Here is a 16,930-nt window from a genome sequence, read left to right on the forward strand (position 1 = left end):
ATCAGGCATAATTATCTGCTATTCAGACTAAGATTGTAAGTCGGGGTGCAAGTTGTTGGCGGATTTATTTAATTAATCATTTGAAATTGCGTATACTGGCCTACAAGCTTGTTTCTTTCGCGCCTCATTTAACTAAGGATACGGTAAATGAAAAAACTACTCTGGCTATTATGCATGCTCACAGCCTCACTCTCACCTACCACCGTATCAGCAAACGATAGCAATAAACCTGTGTATATTTATTTCGGCTTAGAGCCAGATATTATTACTAACTATACCAGTGAAACGAATAAGATTGGTTTTATCAGTGTCGCAGTCGAATTTATGCTAGCAGACAATGACGGCTTGGATATTATTGAAAAGCATGAACCTTTGCTCAGAGATAAAATAATTTCATTATTAGGTCAACAATCACCACAGCATTTACGTTCGCTGACTGGTCGAGAAGAAGTCCGAAAAATGATCCAAAATGAAGTGAACAGCTTACTGCAGCAAGAGACTGGCAAAGCCGTTATTGAAAACCTATTATTTACCAAATATTTATTAATGTAATAAAAAAGGAGTAAGCCGCTTAGCCTACTCCTTATCAATTTAATGATTCTGCCGAGTTATAAACAACCACTGATTAGCGGTTATGGCGTTCATACCTAGGGATATTAACTTTTTATAGCATTAATAATGGCCGTTGTAGAGCAACCATCTTCAAATTGTAAAATATTAACCTTACCACCATTTGCTAACACTTGTTTATGCCCTGCGATCTCTTCAACCTTGTAATCACCACCTTTGACTAATACATCCGGTAGCAATTCAGCGATTAAACGTTCTGGTGTTTCTTCAGCAAATTCAACAACCCAATCAACAGCACCTAAAGCCGCGAGTACCGTCATACGGCGATCACAAGTATTAATCGGTCGACTAGACCCTTTCAGGGCTCGAACAGAGGCATCAGAATTAACCGCAACAATTAAGCGTTGACCCAATTTACGCGCAGAGTTTAGATAAGACACATGACCTGCATGGAGAATATCAAAACAGCCATTGGTCATAACAATATCTTCACCACGCAATTGCGCTGACTTCACCGCTATTTTCAATTGCTCTTCAGATAATACCCCAAAGCCACTTTCGTGCGAGCCATAAACTGAATTAGCTAATTCAATTGGACTTACTGTCGAAGTACCAATTTTAGCGACAACAACACTGGCACCGGCATTGGCTAATGCGCAAGCTTGCTCTAACGATGAACCCGCAGATACAGCAGCCGCTAATACCGAGATAACCGTATCACCTGCACCCGTCACGTCATATACTTCTTGTGCGAGAGCAGGCAAATGAAATTCATCTTCATCTGCGCGGATTAACGTCATGCCTTTTTCACTACGGGTAACTAATAATGCTTCAAAATCATGTTCAGCAATGAGCTTACGGCCTTTTTCAACCAAATCTTGTTCACTTTTACAATGACCAACAACCGCTTCAAATTCGGATAAATTCGGTGTTAATAACGTCGCACCACGGTATTTCTCAAAATCACAGCCTTTGGGATCAACAAAAACTTTTACGCCCTGCTGTTTAGCCGCTTGGATCATTTGGCGTACTTCAACCAAGGCGCCCTTATTATAATCCGATACTATCATCACTGAATAATCAGCTAAATTAGCAATGGTTTTCGCCACCAGAGGTTGGGTATCGACAGCCGCAGTAGATTCTTCAAAATCTAAGCGGATAACTTGTTGGCCACGGCTTAATACGCGTAATTTGGTAATCGTTGGATAATCATCTAACTGCAAAAAATCACAGGTAACATCAACCGCACTCATTTTACCGCATAACGCTTGTGCCGCTTCATCATTACCGGTTAAGCCCAGCAGCTTAGCGCTGGCACCTAAAGCAGCAAGATTAAGTGCCACGTTAGCGGCACCACCAGGACGGTCTTCAACGTTACCGACTTTAACGATAGGTACTGGCGCTTCAGGAGAAATACGGCTGGAATCGCCGGTCCAATAACGATCTAACATGACATCGCCAACGACTAATATTTTTGCAGTGTTAAAGTCAGGTAAAATGATTTCCATTATTTTCTCGATAATATCTAGTTAAAAGATTTAAATTTATGGTCTATAAACGCTTGGCTACAGCCGACAACTAAGCCAAGTACGTGAGCAGCATTGGCAACATTAAGGCCGAATATAGGGAAAAAGCCAAGCACCAACCAAACTAACAGAAAGCCAATATAAGGCTTAGGTAAACTAATACCTTGTGCAGGCGCTAACCAACCAGTCCACCAAATATAACCGACCAGCGCATAAACTACACCCGATAAGCCACCAAAATTAGGCCCTGATAATAAAAACTGACCGATATTGGGTATTAACGCGGCAACTAAAAACAGTAACAATAATTTTTTACTACCCAGCTTGTTTTCAATTTGGCCACCAAGATACCACCACCATAATAAATTAAACACTAGGTGTAAAACTGAAAAGTGAATGATCGCTGGGGTAAACAATCGCCAAACTTCACTCCATGAGGTAAAACTTAAATCATACGGAAAATGCAGTGCGGCAAAGATAAATTCATTTTGCGTCAACATGCTAAAGTACATCGCCACAAAGACAACGACACTCAAAGCAAAGATAGTCAGCGTCACTTTGCCCGCATGCGTCAGGAAGTTACTCAGCATATTACCCGAACCATAGCTGAAACTCGCCGTTCTGGTATCTGCTACATCCCACGATGCCGCTTGGTATTTTTCTTGATAAGGGTCAGCCAAAAACAAGTCAAGTTCTGCTGATGCCGCTTCAACGTGCGTCATCGCAGGTAAACAAATCGCAAAGCCCTCATCTACCGGTGCGATTTTCGCATCAATTTTTTGTACCGCTAAATAATCGACAAAAGCCTGGGCCATACGTGGATTATTAATTACACCAATCTCGATCATTACTATTACCTATTTTGTCACAAACGCACATTCTCGACGCCAAGCTTCAAAGCCACCGTCCATGCTATAAACATCTTCAAAACCTTGTTCCACTAAATATTGCGCGGCACCTTGGCTACTACGGCCATGATAACAAACCACAACAACAGGCGTATCAAAATCAGTTTGTTGCATAAAATTGCCTAACACCGAGTCTGTTAAGTGCAAGGAATCTTCGATATGCGCATCGCTAAATGATTGCGGATCGCGAATGTCGACGATTTTAAGGCCGGCACTATCACTTACTAATTGTTTAACTTCGTTAATTGAAATATGTTTAAAACTATCCATGCTACACCTTAATATAATTTAATTTCGCTCGAGTATATGACCACAAACACCGAATTTAACAATTCAACAGCGAACCATTAGCTTATGATGATATTATCACATTGCTTATATTGATACAGAAGGGAATATTGAATGCTCAGTCGAACACTCTACACCACGTTACTTTATGCAACTTCACCGTTGATATTTTCACTACTGTTGAAAACCAAGAAAGGTAAACCGCCGGTAGGAGACCGCTGGAAAGAGTTCGTCGGTATCGCGCCTGAGTTAAAGCAACCTCAACAACCAATCTGGATCCATGCCGTATCTGTGGGGGAAGTGATCGCAGCAACCCCGATTATCAACGCGCTACAGCAACATTATCCAGAGCAACCATTACTGCTCACCACAACAACCAGTACGGGTGCCGAACGTGTGGCAGCGTTAACGGGTAACATTGAGCACAGATACTTCCCTGCTGATTATCCTTGCGCCGTCAAACAATTTATTAAACGCATGCAACCAGCGCTGTGTTTAATCATGGAAACGGAACTGTGGCCAAACATGCTGACTATTTGTAAAGACCAAGATATCCCAACGATAGTGGTCAATGCGCGATTATCAGCAAAGTCGCAACAAAAATATCAACGTTTTCAATCCCTGTTCTCAACGCCATTGCAAAAAATAAGTCATATTTTATGTCAGGATGAAAATGATCAACGTCGCTTTAAATCTTTAGGATTAAGCCAAGCACAACTGTCTGTCACTGGTACGGTAAAATTTGATATTCAATTTTCAGACGCCATTATCAATAGCGGACTTGCACTACGTCAACAACTGGGCCAACAACGTCCTGTCGTCATCGCATCAAGCACCCATAAAGGTGAAGACGAGATCGTACTTTCGGCGTTTGAGCAAGTAAAGCAGCAACACCCTAATGCAGTATTGATATTGGTGCCTCGTCATCCCGAACGCTTTGATGATGTGGCGACTCTCTGTTTAAGTAAGTTCCCTCAAACCCAACGACGCAGCCTGACTAAAGCAATAGATGACTTGAGTAATTGCGATATTTATTTGGGGGATAGTATGGGCGAAATGCCGATTCTACTTGCCGCTAGCGATATCTGCTTTATGGGCGGCAGTTTAATTGGTGATAAAGTCGGTGGACATAATTTATTAGAACCCGCCGCATTATCAAAAGCCTGCATCACCGGACCAAGTTACTTTAACTTTGCAGATGTCACAGCACAATTACTCGATTGTGACGGAGTTGCGGTCGTCAATGATGAGCTTGAATTAGCCAATAAAATAAATACATTGATATCACAACCAGAAATGGCAGTAACAATGGGACGACAAGCAAAAAGTGTTGTAGAGAAGAACAAAGGTGCGCTTAGCAAGATCATGCAAACGCTAATCTATTACATCGACCAAACGCTGCAACAAGCCAATATAAAATAGTGGCGTTCATCAATATGGTTTATCTTAAGCAACGATATAATCGAAAATAAAGATAAACCCTATTGAGCATCACACGGCTAACTTTAAAAATTAACCATTAACTTCAGGCGCAACCGTTTCAGCGGTGGCTAAACGTAAATAGTATTCACGCATATGCTGATAATCAACCAAGGCTTTCTCGGTAAAGTATGGCTTCATCATAAAGATTGATTTTAGAATGCCACGATAGATATCGGTCTTATATACCTTCGCATCTTTACTGATTGTCGTGCGATAGCTTACCCAAGAAACTAATACTACCTTAATAGAATTGGCTAACTCGTCCAGATCTTCAATCGGAATATTCACCACATTATTTTTCTGCAAAGAGAATAACAAATCAACTTCACGCTGTGCTGATACCTCTTGGAATTTTAAATATTTCTTATGTAAGTTCGGATCGCGAGATAATAAAGTCGGTAAACTGTAATATAAAAATCGAAAACGCCACATGGTTTCAAACATAGAATCTAAATAACGCATCATCACTTCCAATGTCACTTCACCTTCACTGTGAGGCTGGAAATGCTCCGCGAGATAATTAACGTACTGATCGAAAATAGAATCAATAATGTCTTCTTTGTTGCGGAAATGATAATACAGATTGCCAGGACTAATGCCTAAATGTGCGGCAATATGATTGGTAGTGACATTACGCTCACCACATTCATTAAACAACTCAAGTGCCGTATGAATGATCTTATCTCTGGTTTTCATGAAAATGACCGCTTTGATTTATAATAGATTTGTTAATACTCGCACATTTATTACTAAATGACACAGTGTAATATCTCATTGTTAGAATATTCGCTCAATTCTGATAACCTGCGAGTAACAAATCCCAATCTGTGGTTTGCCATTTAAATGCCGTATCTTTATTTTTCTCTTTCACAAAAGAGCGTTTTAGACGGGCTAGGTTGGCTTGTTTCCACGCATCAGCCGCAGGTTTAAATTTACAACGGTCAAAATCAATCAACCACCACTTACCATCACCATCTAAGATAATATTGTGGGTATTTAAATCCGCATGCCATAAGTTAACATCGTGAAAACGTCTTATCATCGCGCCAATCTGCTGGTAATCAACTTGATTCAACGCGCGATCTTTTAATACCGCGACTAAGTCGTTAGCACCGGCAATTTTTTGGGTAATTAAATCAGCACGATAAAATAATCCGTGTTTAATTACCTGACCTGCAATTGGCTGTGGTACCGGTAAATTTTTATCCACTAATTGCTGAGTCACCAAAAATTCTTGATAAGCACGGGTATTTTTAAGCCCGGTATAGCAATATCCATCCTTGATGAGCTTACCAATCAGTCCACCGCGATGATAATGACGTAATACAAACTCATCATTATTTATCTTGAAAAACCAGGTAATACCACGACCAAACGCAGAACCGATAATGGCATTGTTGCGCTGCCAATATGCGCCATCAAAATATTCTGAGGTGATTTCGTCTTTTAATTCGTCCTGAAAAAATAAGACTCGAGCGCCTTGTGTGTCTATTAACATGTGTTCTCCAAAAAAACTTCGCTGATAAATTTTACATTACCTCAAACGATTTGCATAATAGCCTTTTACATTCAACAACTAGAAATCATGAATATGACCCCTCCACAGAGTATCTGTATTTTACGTTTTTCCGCAATTGGTGATGTTTGCCATGCTGTTGCTGTTGTACAAGCCATTCAGCGCCAATACCCAAACGCCAAGATCACTTGGGTGATCGGAAAAATAGAAGCCATGTTAGTTGGGGACATAGACAATGTTGAATTTATTATTTTTGATAAAAAAACGGGCTTGAAAGGCTATTCAGACCTGCGTAAAAAATTAAATAACCGTCAGTTTGATGTATTGCTGCACATGCAAGTTGCACTCAGAGCCAGTATCGCCAGTTTATGCATCAAAGCCAAGCAACGTTGGGGTTTTGATAGCGCCAGAGCCAAAGAAGGCCAATGGTTGTTTACCAATCATAAAATCAAACCACAATCACAACCGCATGTACTCGATGGCTTTATGGCATTTGCCGAAGCGATTGGCGTGCCAGTTGCACCACCGCAATGGGATATCCCGCTTTCTACCCAAGATAATTTATGGGCGCATTCGCAATTAAGCCACGACAAGAAAAATTTCATTATTTGTCCATCCGCCAGTAAAGCGGAACGTAATTGGACAACCTCTGGGTATGCTGAAATTGCCAATTATATGCATGAACACAATTACCAAGTCTCTATCTGTGGTGGTCCAACCGACTGTGAAAAACAATTAGCCAAAGATATAATCCAGCTTACGACAGCGCCAGTGAATAACCTGGTTGGTGCAACATCGTTAAAGCAACTGCTCGCGATTTTAAAACATGCCGATCTGGTACTCGCCCCTGATACCGGTCCAGCACACATGAGCACCACAGTTGGCACTCCCGTGGTTGGTTTATATGCGCACAGTAATCCTGGACGCACAGGCCCTTATAACAATCTGAATGACGTCGCAGCAGTCTATCATCAACATTTACCCGACAGTGAATGGGGACAACGCGCTAAAGGTGCTGATTTAATGGATGCTATTTCGATTGAGCAAGTTAAATCTTGCTTACAAAAATGGCTTTAAAACGGCAATTTAAATTAAAGTAATATAGAGTTCAGTTGTACCTTTGTATTACTCACCAATCAAAATCTGAATACGAGTCGTGTGACAATGCCAAAAAAATATCTTTTTTACATTAGCCAAAATTACAGCTTCGCCATATTAAGACCATTACAAGCAGAGATCCGACGTCGAGGCGATGAGGTAAAATGGTTTCTAGAACCAAATGTGAACGCCAGTTACTTATCGGCAGATGAAGAACAACTCACCACAGTTGAAGCAATAGTATCTTTCAATCCTTTTGCGGTATTTGTGCCTGGCAATGTCGTACCGAGTTTTATACCTGGTCTTAAAGTAACGGTATTTCATGGGTTTGATGCCGGTAAACTGGATTGGAAAGGCAAAAATACTCACTTCCGGATCAGGGGTAGTTTTGATCTGCATTGTTCATATGGCAAAGACATGACCAGACAATTTGAGCAACTAGCCGAAAAATACCAAACATTTAAAGTAGTAGATACTGGCTGGCCTGCGTTAGATCCATTATTCACCGCAGATACAGCGTTGAATCCTTATATTGATAACGAGGACAGAAGACCAACAATATTGTTCTGTTCTACATTCTCTCCGCGTTTTTCTTGTGCCCCGCATATTTTTGAGGCGATAAAAAAATTATCCGAGTCAGGAAAGTGGCGTTGGTTAGTACAATTTCACCCGAAAATGGGTGCTGATATTGTTGATAAATATAAAGCGTTAGAAAGCGACAATTTAACTTTTATTGAAACTGATAACGTAGTCCCATTATTAAAAAGTGCTGATGTGATGCTTTGCGATACATCTTCAGTATTATTGATGTTTTTATTACAAAGAAAACCAGTGGTCACCTTCAAAGGTAATCAACAAGGAGAGCACCTCATCAATGTCAGTAGCCCAGAGCAAATTGAATTAGCTTTAATAGAAGCATTAAAGCAGCCAGATGAACTGATGCGAAAAATTGATGATTACATAGAATACATTCATGCGTATACCGATGGTAATTCAAGTGCAAGAGTACTCGATGCCGTTGATAAATTTAATTTTGACTCGCTAAAAAACAAACCATTAAATTTATTACGCCAACTGAAATTAAGAAAAAAATTAGGATACTGGAAGCTATCATGACAGTAAAAGTAATTTACCCAGGTACATTTGATCCCATCACTAATGGCCATGCCGATTTAATCGAGCGTGCAGCCAAACTATTTGATCACGTGATTGTTGGAGTGGCCTTTAATAAAACCAAAAAACCCTTCTTTGATCTTGAAGAACGCGTGCAATTAGCAAATCAAGTCACCGCACATTTAGACAATGTAGAAGTGGTCGGGTTTAGCGGTTTATTAGTTGATTTTGCTAAAGAGTACAATGCTTCAGTATTAATTCGTGGATTACGTGCTGTATCTGATTTCGAGTACGAATTCCAACTTGCCAATATGAATCGTCGCTTGAGCCCTGATTTAGAAAGCGTCTTCCTTACCCCCTCTGAAGAGAATTCATTTATCTCTTCAACATTGGTGAAAGAAGTCGCCATTCACAACGGTGATGTGGCGCAATTTGTCCACCCTGTCGTGTGTCAGGCAATTTTAGCTAAGCTAGCAACAAGATAGTCTTTGCTCGCAAAGATCGCGTTAGCGTTGACACTGATTACAATAAATAGTGTTGCGCTGACCGATCTTCAACGCTTTTAATTCCTCACCACATTTAGGGCAAGGTTTGCCTGCTTTACCATAGACCTGTAATTCCTGAACGAAATATCCCGGTTTGCCATCGGTCTGGGTAAAATCTTTCAGCGTTGTACCGCCCTGCGCAATGGCTTTGGTTAATACCGACTTCACCTCTTCAACAAGTATCTTATAACGCTGCAAAGACACATTGCCCGCAGCACGTTTCGGACTGATGCCCGCCGAAAATAACGCTTCGTTAGCATAAATATTACCGACGCCGACAACGTTATGGTTATCCATCAAAAATGACTTAACCGGCATCTTGCGTGAACGAGATCGCTCAAATAAACGTTGCGCGGTAAAATCATCGGTTAGCGGCTCAGGGCCTAAACTGGCTAATAACTTGTGCTCAAGTACCTCACCGACTTGCCACAACACCGAACCAAAACGCCTAGGATCGTTCAGGCGCAGACATTTACCTGAATCCATCACTATGTCTACATGATCATGCTTTGCGACTGCTACGCTTGAATCAAGCACTCTTAAGCTACCTGACATGCCCAAGTGAATAATAATTGTGCCCTTATCAGTCTCGAGTAATAAATATTTAGCTCGGCGACGCACGCTTGTCACCGTGCAACCGACCGCATCTTGTAACTCGATGGGGACAGGCCAGCGTAACTGCGCATTACGCACCACTATCTTGGCGATCTGCACATTTTCGAGATACGGGGCAATGCCTTGACGGCTTACTTCAACTTCCGGTAATTCAGGCATGGTGACATCCAGTAGATAAAATCTAAATCAGCTAATAAGAGCGATTAAAAGTGCGAAAAACGCAACATAATTGACGAGGAATGAAACGAAAGACTAACGCGGTAATAAAACCTGTAATTCGGCTTCATCGATTTGTAATAACTGGCTTTGCCAATTTTGTAGCAGATAACCGCCATCAATTTGATATAAGATCAAGGTAATTGGCGCGGCTAAGTTCGCTAATTCGAAAGAAATATTAATACCGTAAGCAAGGTTAGCAACCACCACATCCTCAGCCACAGGCTTAAACGTCGCGCTTTCCCATGCTTTAATAATTTGCTGCAATTGCGGCTGCGATAAGCCCAGTTCAGGTTTTGTCGCCAACTGACTGCCAACGCGTTGGATTTGAATATTATCAAACTTCATCGACAATACCACCGCACTGGCCGGTAGCGCAGATTGATATAGACTCGCGGTATCATCACCATTCGTCTTCTTGCCTGAATATTGAAATATCAACATCATCGTTAATACCGTAAATATTAATACGTTATTCCAACCTCGTCGTGATAACTGCACGCGATCATCCTTCCAATCTAGTCATTAATTTATCAAAGTATACGCAAATTACGTGAAAACGCCGACTAGGGCAAGTTTAGCAAGGCTGAATTTTAGGCAAAAAAAACCCAGCAAAAGCTGGGTTTTAAATATCGAACATAAAATCAAGGATTACTTGATTTTACCTTCTTTGTAGATAACGTGCTTACGAACAACTGGATCAAATTTTTTGATTTCCATTTTTTCAGGCATGTTTTTCTTGTTTTTGTCTGTGGTATAGAAGTGACCTGTACCAGCAGATGAATTCAAACGAATTTTATCGCGCATAATATAGTTCCTTAAACCTTCACACCACGGGCACGCATTTCAGTTAAAACTGAATCGATACCCTTTTTATCAATAATACGCATACCTTTTGCAGTAAGGCGTAATTTTACAAAGCGGTTTTCGCTCTCAACCCAGAATCTGTGCGAATGCAGGTTTGGCAAAAAACGGCGACGTGTGCGGTTTTTTGCGTGAGAAACGTTATTACCAACAGCTGGTTTTTTACCAGTGACTTGGCATACTTTAGACATGTCGTCTTCTCCAAATATTTTCTTGCTCGAGCAAATATACAGCGTCTTGTTGGCCGTCGCCCAAGACGCGTGCTAAAGGCCGCATTTTATACAGTAAATTAAAACATAGAGCAAGCTTTTTATATTTCAAAAATGAATGAAAATCGTAATTTCACACCCACCCTCGCTCTGCAAAGCTTGCTATGTCACTGTCACCTATAACAAAATGATCGAGGACTTTAACATCAATTAATTGTAAGGCTGAGATAAGTTTATCTGTGATCATACGATCAGCACGACTGGGTTCAGCAATGCCAGAGGGATGGTTGTGCGCAAAAATCACTGCCGCAGCATTTCTTTCTAACGCTTTTTTAACCACCACTCGCGGATAAACACTAGCACTGTCTATTGTGCCATAAAACAACTCCTCAAAGCGAATAACTCGGTGCTTATTGTCTAAAAATAATACCGCGAACACTTCATGAGGCTGATCGCGCAGTTTTGCACGGATGTAATCTCGGCTTTCTTGTGGGCTGGTTAAGGCATTACTGCGCTCTAATTTTTCGGCTAAAAAGCGTCGAGACATCTCTACCGTGGCTTGCAACTGCACATATTTCGCGACCCCTAGTCCCTTAATCTGACAGAATTCATGTTCACTGGCCGCAAATAACGCCCGCAAGGTGCCAAACTCCGCTAATATATTACTCGCCAGCGCCACAACATTGGTGCCCTTGATGCCGGTGCGTAAGAATATTGCTAACAATTCAGCATCGGATAACGAATTAGCCCCTAATTTAACCAACTTTTCGCGTGGCATTTCACTGCTCGGCAATGATTTCAATTTCATCTATTTTCACCATTTAACATAACGTCCTGTTAGCTTAGCTATTCGGTGAATAAACGAACTCAATAATGATAAAACAGTGAAATAGTTCAAATTTATAGATTTGATAATGATGCATATAAAATTAATAACAAACCTTAGCCTCTGCTAATTTAATTATGGTATTGTTATTGCGTTATTAGAATATCCTTTCAGATTTTAACGTGGAATACACAATGACTGCTATTGCCAATAAACGCATTTTGCTCGGTATTACCGGCGGCATCGCCGCTTATAAATGCGCAGAGTTAACCCGTCGATTAACGGAACAAGGCGCGGAAGTTCGCGTCGTCATGACCCAATCAGCGCAAGAGTTCATCACCCCGCTCACCATGCAAGCAGTCTCTGGAAACCCCGTTGCACACAGTTTATTAGATCCCGCAGCCGAAGCCGGCATGGGCCATATCGAATTCGCCAAGTGGGCAGACTTAGTATTAATCGCCCCAGCAACCGCGAACTTTATTGCCAAGTTCACCGCCGGTATTGCCGATGATTTACTCTCGACATTATGTCTGGCGACGCCAGCACCGATTGCCATTGCCCCTGCGATGAATCAAGTGATGTACCAAGCAGCTGCAACCCAAGCTAATTTAGCCACACTCAAGCAACGTAACATCATGCTATGGGGCCCAGCAGCAGGTGCACAAGCCTGTGGCGATGTTGGACCGGGTAGAATGGTGAATCCCGATGAGTTGGTCACCGCTGTCGCTGATTACTTTAGCGAGCAAGCGCAAATAAATACACAAGCGCAACTATTAGCGGGTAAAAACATCATGATCACCGCAGGACCAACCCGCGAGGCGATTGATCCGGTACGCTACATCAGTAATCACAGTTCAGGTAAGATGGGTTATGCCCTTGCCCAAGCAGCGCGCTCGTTAGGGGCAAATGTCACCGTGGTAAGTGGCCCAGTGGCACTAGCGGCGCCTAACGCATGTCATCTAGTCAAAGTGACTAGCGCGCTTGATATGCACGCTGCAGTCATGGCTGATATTCACCAACAAGACATTTTTATTGCTTGTGCCGCCGTAGCAGATTACCGCCCAGAGAATATTGCTGAACAAAAAATCAAAAAGACCAATAGCGACGAAATGGTCGTACGTATGATCAAAAACCCCGATATCGTGGCCAGTGTCGCAGCGCTCGAAAACTCTCCTTTTACTGTCGGTTTTGCTGCAGAAACCCAAGATGTTGAACATTATGCACGCGACAAAATGCAACGCAAAAATCTTGCTATGATCGCCGCAAATGACGTGGCACAATCAGGCCAAGGTTTTAATGCTGACAACAACGCATTAACTGTATTTTGGCCACAAGGCACAGCGCAAATAACGTTAGCCAGCAAGCAAGCGGTGGCAGTACAATTACTACAATTAATTGCCACTCAGTTCAACGCCAATACCTGATCATAAAAAATTATAAAAATAATAATAAAAATACTCGGCATCTAATCTTGTATTGCGCTAACGCAATGCACGGTTGAGCCATTAATTGATATATTTAGTGAAACAAACAATGAAGCAAATAGAAGTTAAAATTTTAAATCCACGTGTGGGTACTGAATTTCCATTACCAAGTTATGCAACACCGGGTTCGGCGGGTTTAGACCTGCGCGCTTGTCTTGCAGAGCCATTAACAGTTAACCCAGGTGAAACACACTTGATCCCCACGGGTATTGCCATTCATATTGCCGACCCGACGATGGCAGCAACTATTTTACCGCGTTCAGGCCTAGGCCATAAACACGGAATTGTATTGGGTAACTTAGTGGGTTTAATTGATTCTGATTATCAAGGTGAGTTAATGATCTCATGTTGGAATCGCGGTCAAGACAGCTTCAGTATTCAACCGGGCGATCGCATTGCTCAGATGATGATAGTGCCAGTGATCCAAGCACAACTCACCATTGTTGAAGAATTTGATAGTAGTGAACGTGGCGAAGGTGGCTTTGGCCATTCGGGTAAGCAATAACGGTTAACACCATTCTAGGATGAAAAAGATGTCAACAAGCACTAAAAAGAATCGTCGTGAACAGATTTTACAAGCGTTAGCACACATGCTGGAAACGAACGCAGGTCAACGGATAACGACCGCTAAACTAGCCAAAGAAGTGGGTGTATCAGAGGCTGCTCTGTATCGACATTTCCCCAGTAAAGCGCGTATGTTTGAAGGCTTAATTACCTTTATCGAAGATTCGATCTTAGCCGGTATTAATCAAATCTTAAATGAAGAGAAAGATACTATTACCCGTTGTCATCACATCCTGCATTTGTTGCTGGTATTTACCGAACGTAATCCAGGTATCACCCGTATTATGACTGGTGATGCACTGCAAGGTGAACACGAACGCCTTGGTGAACAAATCAGCGCACTCTACGCAAAAATTGAAACCCACTTAAAGCAGTTACTGCGTGAGAAAAAAATGCGTGACGGCGTAGGTTTTAGCTTAGATGAAAGTATGTTAGCGAACTTATTGCTAGCATATGCAGAAGGCCGTATGAATCAATATGTACGTACTCGCTTTGTATTAAAACCCACCACAGACTTTGATCAACAGTGGGAATTCTTACGCAAGCAGCTACTGCAGAGTTAACCGCTTACTCATAACAAAATACAGAAACAACAAAGGCTACCGAGGTAGCCTTTGTTGTTTCTGTCGCGTTATAAAACACATTAACTTATCGCTTAATTTGGTTCTACACGAGGTAATACTCTTGGCAAATATGCACCCAAGTAACACTCTGTTAAAATGACGGCTTCACGCGCCATTTTAACAGGTATAGAACCAGACTCACAATAGTTCATTGAATACACTTTATCGGCAACCTGCAACGCAATTGCAAATATATTCACATCTTTTGGCAACGGCGGAAGTAAAAAATAACGTCGATATATGTCTTCCACTTTAAGGGCCAAAATCAAATCGTTATTAACATCTGCATGCCGTACTGAATCATAAATATGTAGACCTAATAATATTTTTTGGGCTATGGGATTTTCCGAATAATAACGTACAAAACCGCCTTCGATCATACGATTAATATCACTCCAGTGGGTGATTTCATCGGGCTTTATTGCTTCTTCTAACACTCGTTCAAAATCAACAAACACATCATCAAGCAACTTATAAATAAGAGATTCCATGTTTGGATAATGATGGTAAATGGTAGATGTCGCTATTGAGGCTTCTTTCGCTACATCGTACATAGAGATATTGACGATATTTCTTTTAGCGACAAGCTTTTTTGCCGCGATATGAATACGTCCCAATTTGTCTTCTGTGCTTGCTTTTCTCATGATGCTCTCAGCTGTAAAGTTATATCGCTAATATTGAACATTGAATTAAACATGTTTAAAAAGCCACGATGATGTGCCCCGCCAAATTTTGCATAATCTCAATATATTTTTATCCATCATCGCCCATAGCGATAATTAACGTTTGTGATTAACAAATTAGCATTATTGTCTGTACGCAGCTTGATCAGAATCAATGTTCTCTTGTCATGACTCAATTCGAGGTAAATACAAATTACAGCTCACTATTCTGCTTGAATATTCGTAGGATATATCGATAAGTGATTCTAATAACATTCCAATATGCATAATTTTGATTGAATAAAAGCATGCTTCTAGCACCTTCAAAACACGCGATTATTCACGGGGAATATGATATGGACACGACACCATCAAAAGGAAAAATGGGGGTGACCAGTTTAGCGCTCTTTAGCCTTTGCGCCGTTATCGTCGTTGATACCCTCACAGCATCAGCATCCATTGGCGTCAGTGCCATCGGTTGGTGGCTACTCACTTTTGTTATATTTGTCATCCCTTACGGATTAATCACTTCAGAACTAAGTACTACTTACCCTGGCGATGGGGGCATATATGATTGGGTAAAACAAGCATTCGGTTATAAATGGGCCGTCAGAACAACCTGGTTCTATTGGATTAATGTAGGTTTGTGGATGCCAGCCGTTTATATCATGTTCGCCGGTATGTTTGCTGAATTATTCATGCCCGATATGCCCATGACCTGGCAAGTATCAATCTGTATCTTATTAACATGGCTTACCGTACTTATCTGTAACCTCTCTGTTGATGTCGGTGTATGGGTAACCAATATTGGTGCGATTTTAAAAATTACCGTGATCTCGGTACTGGGTTTTGGAGGCTTCATTTATGCGGCTAAAAATGGGGTCGCAAACGAATTCACACTATCAGCGATACTGCCGTCACTCGATACTGGTGCAGCATTCTTACCCGCATTAATCTTTAGCCTCATGGGTCTTGAGCTTGTCGCGACCATGTCAAAAGAAATGAAGGATGTAAGAGACATGCCAAAAGCGGTATTTATGGCCGCTGCAATTACTGCGTTCCTTTATTTATTCGGTACTATCGGCATCTTAATGGCATTACCCGTGGACTCAATAAGTTTAGTCGCCGGTATCACTGACACGTTAAAACTATTATTTGGTGAAAGTACATCAGGGCAAGCAATGGTTAAGGTTATCGGCACCATGGTACTACTAACGTTCGTTGGTAACATGGTGACCTGGACAATGGGCGCCAGTCGGGCGGCTGCAGAAGCGGCAAATGAAGGTGAATTACCCGAAATAGTCGGTAAAATGTCACTTAAACACGATACCCCCATTGGTGCAAACAACATCATAGGAACGGTTTCAACGGTGGTAATCCTTGCTTATGCTATTTTCGCGCAGAGCAGTGATGAATTATTCTGGTCAATATTTGCATTTTCAAGCTGCATATTTTTATTACCTTACCTCTTTCTGTTTCCATCATACCTAAAATTACGCCTTGTCGATGGTGACCGAGAACGTCCATTCAAAGTACCCGGCGGGATCAAGACTCAGTGGGCATTAGCAACTGTTTGCTTCTTTGTGATTGTTCAAGCCGTTGTGTTATTCATCTTCCCTGAATTACCGTCACTCTCTATTGATTGGGATTACAGCGCCCCTGTTTCTATCGGTGTTTCCCTGATCGTGCTTATCGGAGAGTTATTGCTAAAACGCACGAGCAGCCATAGCGGCATTCACCATCGCACATCCACTAACATGGTGCGATGACCCTACAAATCCCAATATGCAATTTCACATCAAGTATTAGATGCGAAAGGTT

At 41.5% G+C, this 16,930-nt stretch carries 20 protein-coding genes; 9 read left to right on the plus strand and 11 right to left on the minus strand.

Annotated features, from left to right (window positions below):
• Positions 1–147 precede the first annotated feature (147 nt).
• On the plus strand, positions 148–552 hold the full coding sequence (locus CXF93_RS06130; RefSeq protein WP_101061560.1) for a flagellar basal body-associated FliL family protein: 405 nt from the start codon (positions 148–150) through the stop codon (positions 550–552).
• A 104-nt stretch (positions 553–656) separates the two neighbouring features.
• Here CXF93_RS06130 and hldE read toward each other — a convergent pair whose 3' ends face one another.
• Genes hldE through glpE form a run of 3 tightly spaced genes read right to left on the minus strand, consistent with a single transcriptional unit; the run spans position 657 to position 3,274 of the window.
• Positions 657–2,078 carry a bifunctional D-glycero-beta-D-manno-heptose-7-phosphate kinase/D-glycero-beta-D-manno-heptose 1-phosphate adenylyltransferase HldE gene (gene hldE / locus CXF93_RS06135; protein ID WP_101061561.1) on the minus strand — a complete coding sequence of 474 codons (1,422 nt, stop codon included), beginning with the start codon at positions 2,076–2,078 and terminating at the stop codon, positions 657–659.
• Between the two features lie 17 nt (positions 2,079–2,095).
• Positions 2,096–2,944, minus strand: a complete 849-nt coding sequence (glpG, locus tag CXF93_RS06140) for a rhomboid family intramembrane serine protease GlpG (protein WP_101061562.1) — start codon at positions 2,942–2,944, stop codon at positions 2,096–2,098.
• A gap of 9 nt (positions 2,945–2,953) precedes the next feature.
• Positions 2,954–3,274 (minus strand): thiosulfate sulfurtransferase GlpE, encoded by a 321-nt coding sequence (glpE, locus tag CXF93_RS06145; protein ID WP_101061563.1) that lies wholly within the window; start codon positions 3,272–3,274, stop codon positions 2,954–2,956.
• Positions 3,275–3,406: 132 nt separating this feature from the next.
• Here glpE and waaA point away from each other — a divergent pair, with 132 nt between their 5' ends.
• On the plus strand, positions 3,407–4,714 hold the full coding sequence (gene waaA, locus CXF93_RS06150; protein WP_101061564.1) for a lipid IV(A) 3-deoxy-D-manno-octulosonic acid transferase: 1,308 nt from the start codon (positions 3,407–3,409) through the stop codon (positions 4,712–4,714).
• 90 nt (positions 4,715–4,804) lie between these two features.
• Here the strand turns inward: waaA and CXF93_RS06155 are convergent, their stop codons facing one another.
• Positions 4,805–5,470, minus strand: a complete 666-nt coding sequence (locus CXF93_RS06155) for a TetR/AcrR family transcriptional regulator (RefSeq protein ID WP_101061565.1) — start codon at positions 5,468–5,470, stop codon at positions 4,805–4,807.
• A gap of 94 nt (positions 5,471–5,564) precedes the next feature.
• The gene (locus CXF93_RS06160; protein WP_101061566.1) at positions 5,565–6,272 is read right to left on the minus strand and encodes a 3-deoxy-D-manno-octulosonic acid kinase; all 708 of its coding nucleotides are present in this window, start codon (positions 6,270–6,272) and stop codon (positions 5,565–5,567) included.
• Between the two features lie 93 nt (positions 6,273–6,365).
• On the opposite strand from CXF93_RS06160, the gene CXF93_RS06165 reads away from it, so the two are divergent.
• The 3 genes from CXF93_RS06165 (at position 6,366) to coaD (ending at position 8,986) form a co-directional block, all read left to right on the plus strand.
• Complete coding sequence (locus CXF93_RS06165; protein WP_101061567.1) at positions 6,366–7,367, plus strand: glycosyltransferase family 9 protein; 1,002 nt, start codon at positions 6,366–6,368, stop codon at positions 7,365–7,367.
• Between the two features lie 87 nt (positions 7,368–7,454).
• A complete protein-coding gene (locus CXF93_RS06170; protein WP_101061568.1) occupies positions 7,455–8,504 on the plus strand; it encodes a CDP-glycerol glycerophosphotransferase family protein in 1,050 nt (349 codons plus the stop codon).
• On the plus strand, positions 8,501–8,986 hold the full coding sequence (coaD, locus tag CXF93_RS06175) for a pantetheine-phosphate adenylyltransferase (RefSeq protein ID WP_101061569.1): 486 nt from the start codon (positions 8,501–8,503) through the stop codon (positions 8,984–8,986). Before CXF93_RS06170 ends, coaD begins: the two co-directional genes overlap by 4 nt.
• A gap of 21 nt (positions 8,987–9,007) precedes the next feature.
• Here coaD and mutM read toward each other — a convergent pair whose 3' ends face one another.
• The 5 genes from mutM to radC form a co-directional block, all read right to left on the minus strand.
• Entirely contained in the window at positions 9,008–9,820 is an 813-nt protein-coding gene (gene mutM / locus CXF93_RS06180) for a bifunctional DNA-formamidopyrimidine glycosylase/DNA-(apurinic or apyrimidinic site) lyase (RefSeq protein ID WP_101061570.1), read from the minus strand.
• A gap of 93 nt (positions 9,821–9,913) precedes the next feature.
• Positions 9,914–10,378: a hypothetical protein gene (locus CXF93_RS06185; protein ID WP_101061571.1), complete on the minus strand. Its 465-nt coding sequence runs from the start codon at positions 10,376–10,378 to the stop codon at positions 9,914–9,916.
• Positions 10,379–10,528: 150 nt separating this feature from the next.
• Positions 10,529–10,684: a 50S ribosomal protein L33 gene (rpmG, locus tag CXF93_RS06190; RefSeq protein WP_017222427.1), complete on the minus strand. Its 156-nt coding sequence runs from the start codon at positions 10,682–10,684 to the stop codon at positions 10,529–10,531.
• An 11-nt stretch (positions 10,685–10,695) separates the two neighbouring features.
• A complete protein-coding gene (gene rpmB, locus CXF93_RS06195) occupies positions 10,696–10,932 on the minus strand; it encodes a 50S ribosomal protein L28 (RefSeq protein ID WP_019442412.1) in 237 nt (78 codons plus the stop codon).
• 151 nt (positions 10,933–11,083) lie between these two features.
• Positions 11,084–11,758 carry a DNA repair protein RadC gene (gene radC, locus CXF93_RS06200; RefSeq protein WP_101061572.1) on the minus strand — a complete coding sequence of 225 codons (675 nt, stop codon included), beginning with the start codon at positions 11,756–11,758 and terminating at the stop codon, positions 11,084–11,086.
• A gap of 212 nt (positions 11,759–11,970) precedes the next feature.
• Between radC and coaBC the strand changes: the two genes are divergently transcribed.
• From coaBC to slmA, 3 genes are all read left to right on the plus strand, one after another.
• Positions 11,971–13,200: a bifunctional phosphopantothenoylcysteine decarboxylase/phosphopantothenate--cysteine ligase CoaBC gene (gene coaBC / locus CXF93_RS06205; RefSeq protein ID WP_101061573.1), complete on the plus strand. Its 1,230-nt coding sequence runs from the start codon at positions 11,971–11,973 to the stop codon at positions 13,198–13,200.
• Positions 13,201–13,309: 109 nt separating this feature from the next.
• Positions 13,310–13,765: a dUTP diphosphatase gene (dut, locus tag CXF93_RS06210; protein ID WP_017222423.1), complete on the plus strand. Its 456-nt coding sequence runs from the start codon at positions 13,310–13,312 to the stop codon at positions 13,763–13,765.
• 28 nt (positions 13,766–13,793) lie between these two features.
• On the plus strand, positions 13,794–14,387 hold the full coding sequence (slmA, locus tag CXF93_RS06215; protein WP_101061574.1) for a nucleoid occlusion factor SlmA: 594 nt from the start codon (positions 13,794–13,796) through the stop codon (positions 14,385–14,387).
• 92 nt (positions 14,388–14,479) lie between these two features.
• Here the strand turns inward: slmA and CXF93_RS06220 are convergent, their stop codons facing one another.
• A complete protein-coding gene (locus tag CXF93_RS06220; protein WP_101061575.1) occupies positions 14,480–15,091 on the minus strand; it encodes a TetR/AcrR family transcriptional regulator in 612 nt (203 codons plus the stop codon).
• A gap of 374 nt (positions 15,092–15,465) precedes the next feature.
• On the opposite strand from CXF93_RS06220, the gene CXF93_RS06225 reads away from it, so the two are divergent.
• Positions 15,466–16,878, plus strand: coding sequence for an APC family permease (locus tag CXF93_RS06225; protein WP_101061576.1), 1,413 nt, complete (start codon positions 15,466–15,468; stop codon positions 16,876–16,878).
• Positions 16,879–16,930 lie beyond the last annotated feature (52 nt).

This window comes from Moritella sp. Urea-trap-13 (assembly GCF_002836355.1).
GTDB lineage: Bacteria > Pseudomonadota > Gammaproteobacteria > Enterobacterales > Moritellaceae > Moritella.

Coding starts and splice junctions, on each gene's coding strand:
- glpG (WP_101061562.1), bottom strand. CDS start 2,944: ATGATCGAGATTGGTGTAATTAATAATCCACGTATGGCCCAGGCTTTT.
- CXF93_RS06225 (WP_101061576.1), top strand. CDS start 15,466: ATGGACACGACACCATCAAAAGGAAAAATGGGGGTGACCAGTTTAGCG.
- slmA (WP_101061574.1), top strand. CDS start 13,794: ATGTCAACAAGCACTAAAAAGAATCGTCGTGAACAGATTTTACAAGCG.
- CXF93_RS06130 (WP_101061560.1), top strand. CDS start 148: ATGAAAAAACTACTCTGGCTATTATGCATGCTCACAGCCTCACTCTCA.
- CXF93_RS06220 (WP_101061575.1), bottom strand. CDS start 15,091: ATGAGAAAAGCAAGCACAGAAGACAAATTGGGACGTATTCATATCGCG.
- coaD (WP_101061569.1), top strand. CDS start 8,501: ATGACAGTAAAAGTAATTTACCCAGGTACATTTGATCCCATCACTAAT.
- rpmG (WP_017222427.1), bottom strand. CDS start 10,684: ATGCGCGATAAAATTCGTTTGAATTCATCTGCTGGTACAGGTCACTTC.
- CXF93_RS06155 (WP_101061565.1), bottom strand. CDS start 5,470: ATGAAAACCAGAGATAAGATCATTCATACGGCACTTGAGTTGTTTAAT.
- CXF93_RS06160 (WP_101061566.1), bottom strand. CDS start 6,272: ATGTTAATAGACACACAAGGCGCTCGAGTCTTATTTTTTCAGGACGAA.
- CXF93_RS06170 (WP_101061568.1), top strand. CDS start 7,455: ATGCCAAAAAAATATCTTTTTTACATTAGCCAAAATTACAGCTTCGCC.
- hldE (WP_101061561.1), bottom strand. CDS start 2,078: ATGGAAATCATTTTACCTGACTTTAACACTGCAAAAATATTAGTCGTT.
- rpmB (WP_019442412.1), bottom strand. CDS start 10,932: ATGTCTAAAGTATGCCAAGTCACTGGTAAAAAACCAGCTGTTGGTAAT.
- CXF93_RS06165 (WP_101061567.1), top strand. CDS start 6,366: ATGACCCCTCCACAGAGTATCTGTATTTTACGTTTTTCCGCAATTGGT.
- radC (WP_101061572.1), bottom strand. CDS start 11,758: ATGAAATTGAAATCATTGCCGAGCAGTGAAATGCCACGCGAAAAGTTG.
- mutM (WP_101061570.1), bottom strand. CDS start 9,820: ATGCCTGAATTACCGGAAGTTGAAGTAAGCCGTCAAGGCATTGCCCCG.
- glpE (WP_101061563.1), bottom strand. CDS start 3,274: ATGGATAGTTTTAAACATATTTCAATTAACGAAGTTAAACAATTAGTA.
- coaBC (WP_101061573.1), top strand. CDS start 11,971: ATGACTGCTATTGCCAATAAACGCATTTTGCTCGGTATTACCGGCGGC.
- dut (WP_017222423.1), top strand. CDS start 13,310: ATGAAGCAAATAGAAGTTAAAATTTTAAATCCACGTGTGGGTACTGAA.
- waaA (WP_101061564.1), top strand. CDS start 3,407: ATGCTCAGTCGAACACTCTACACCACGTTACTTTATGCAACTTCACCG.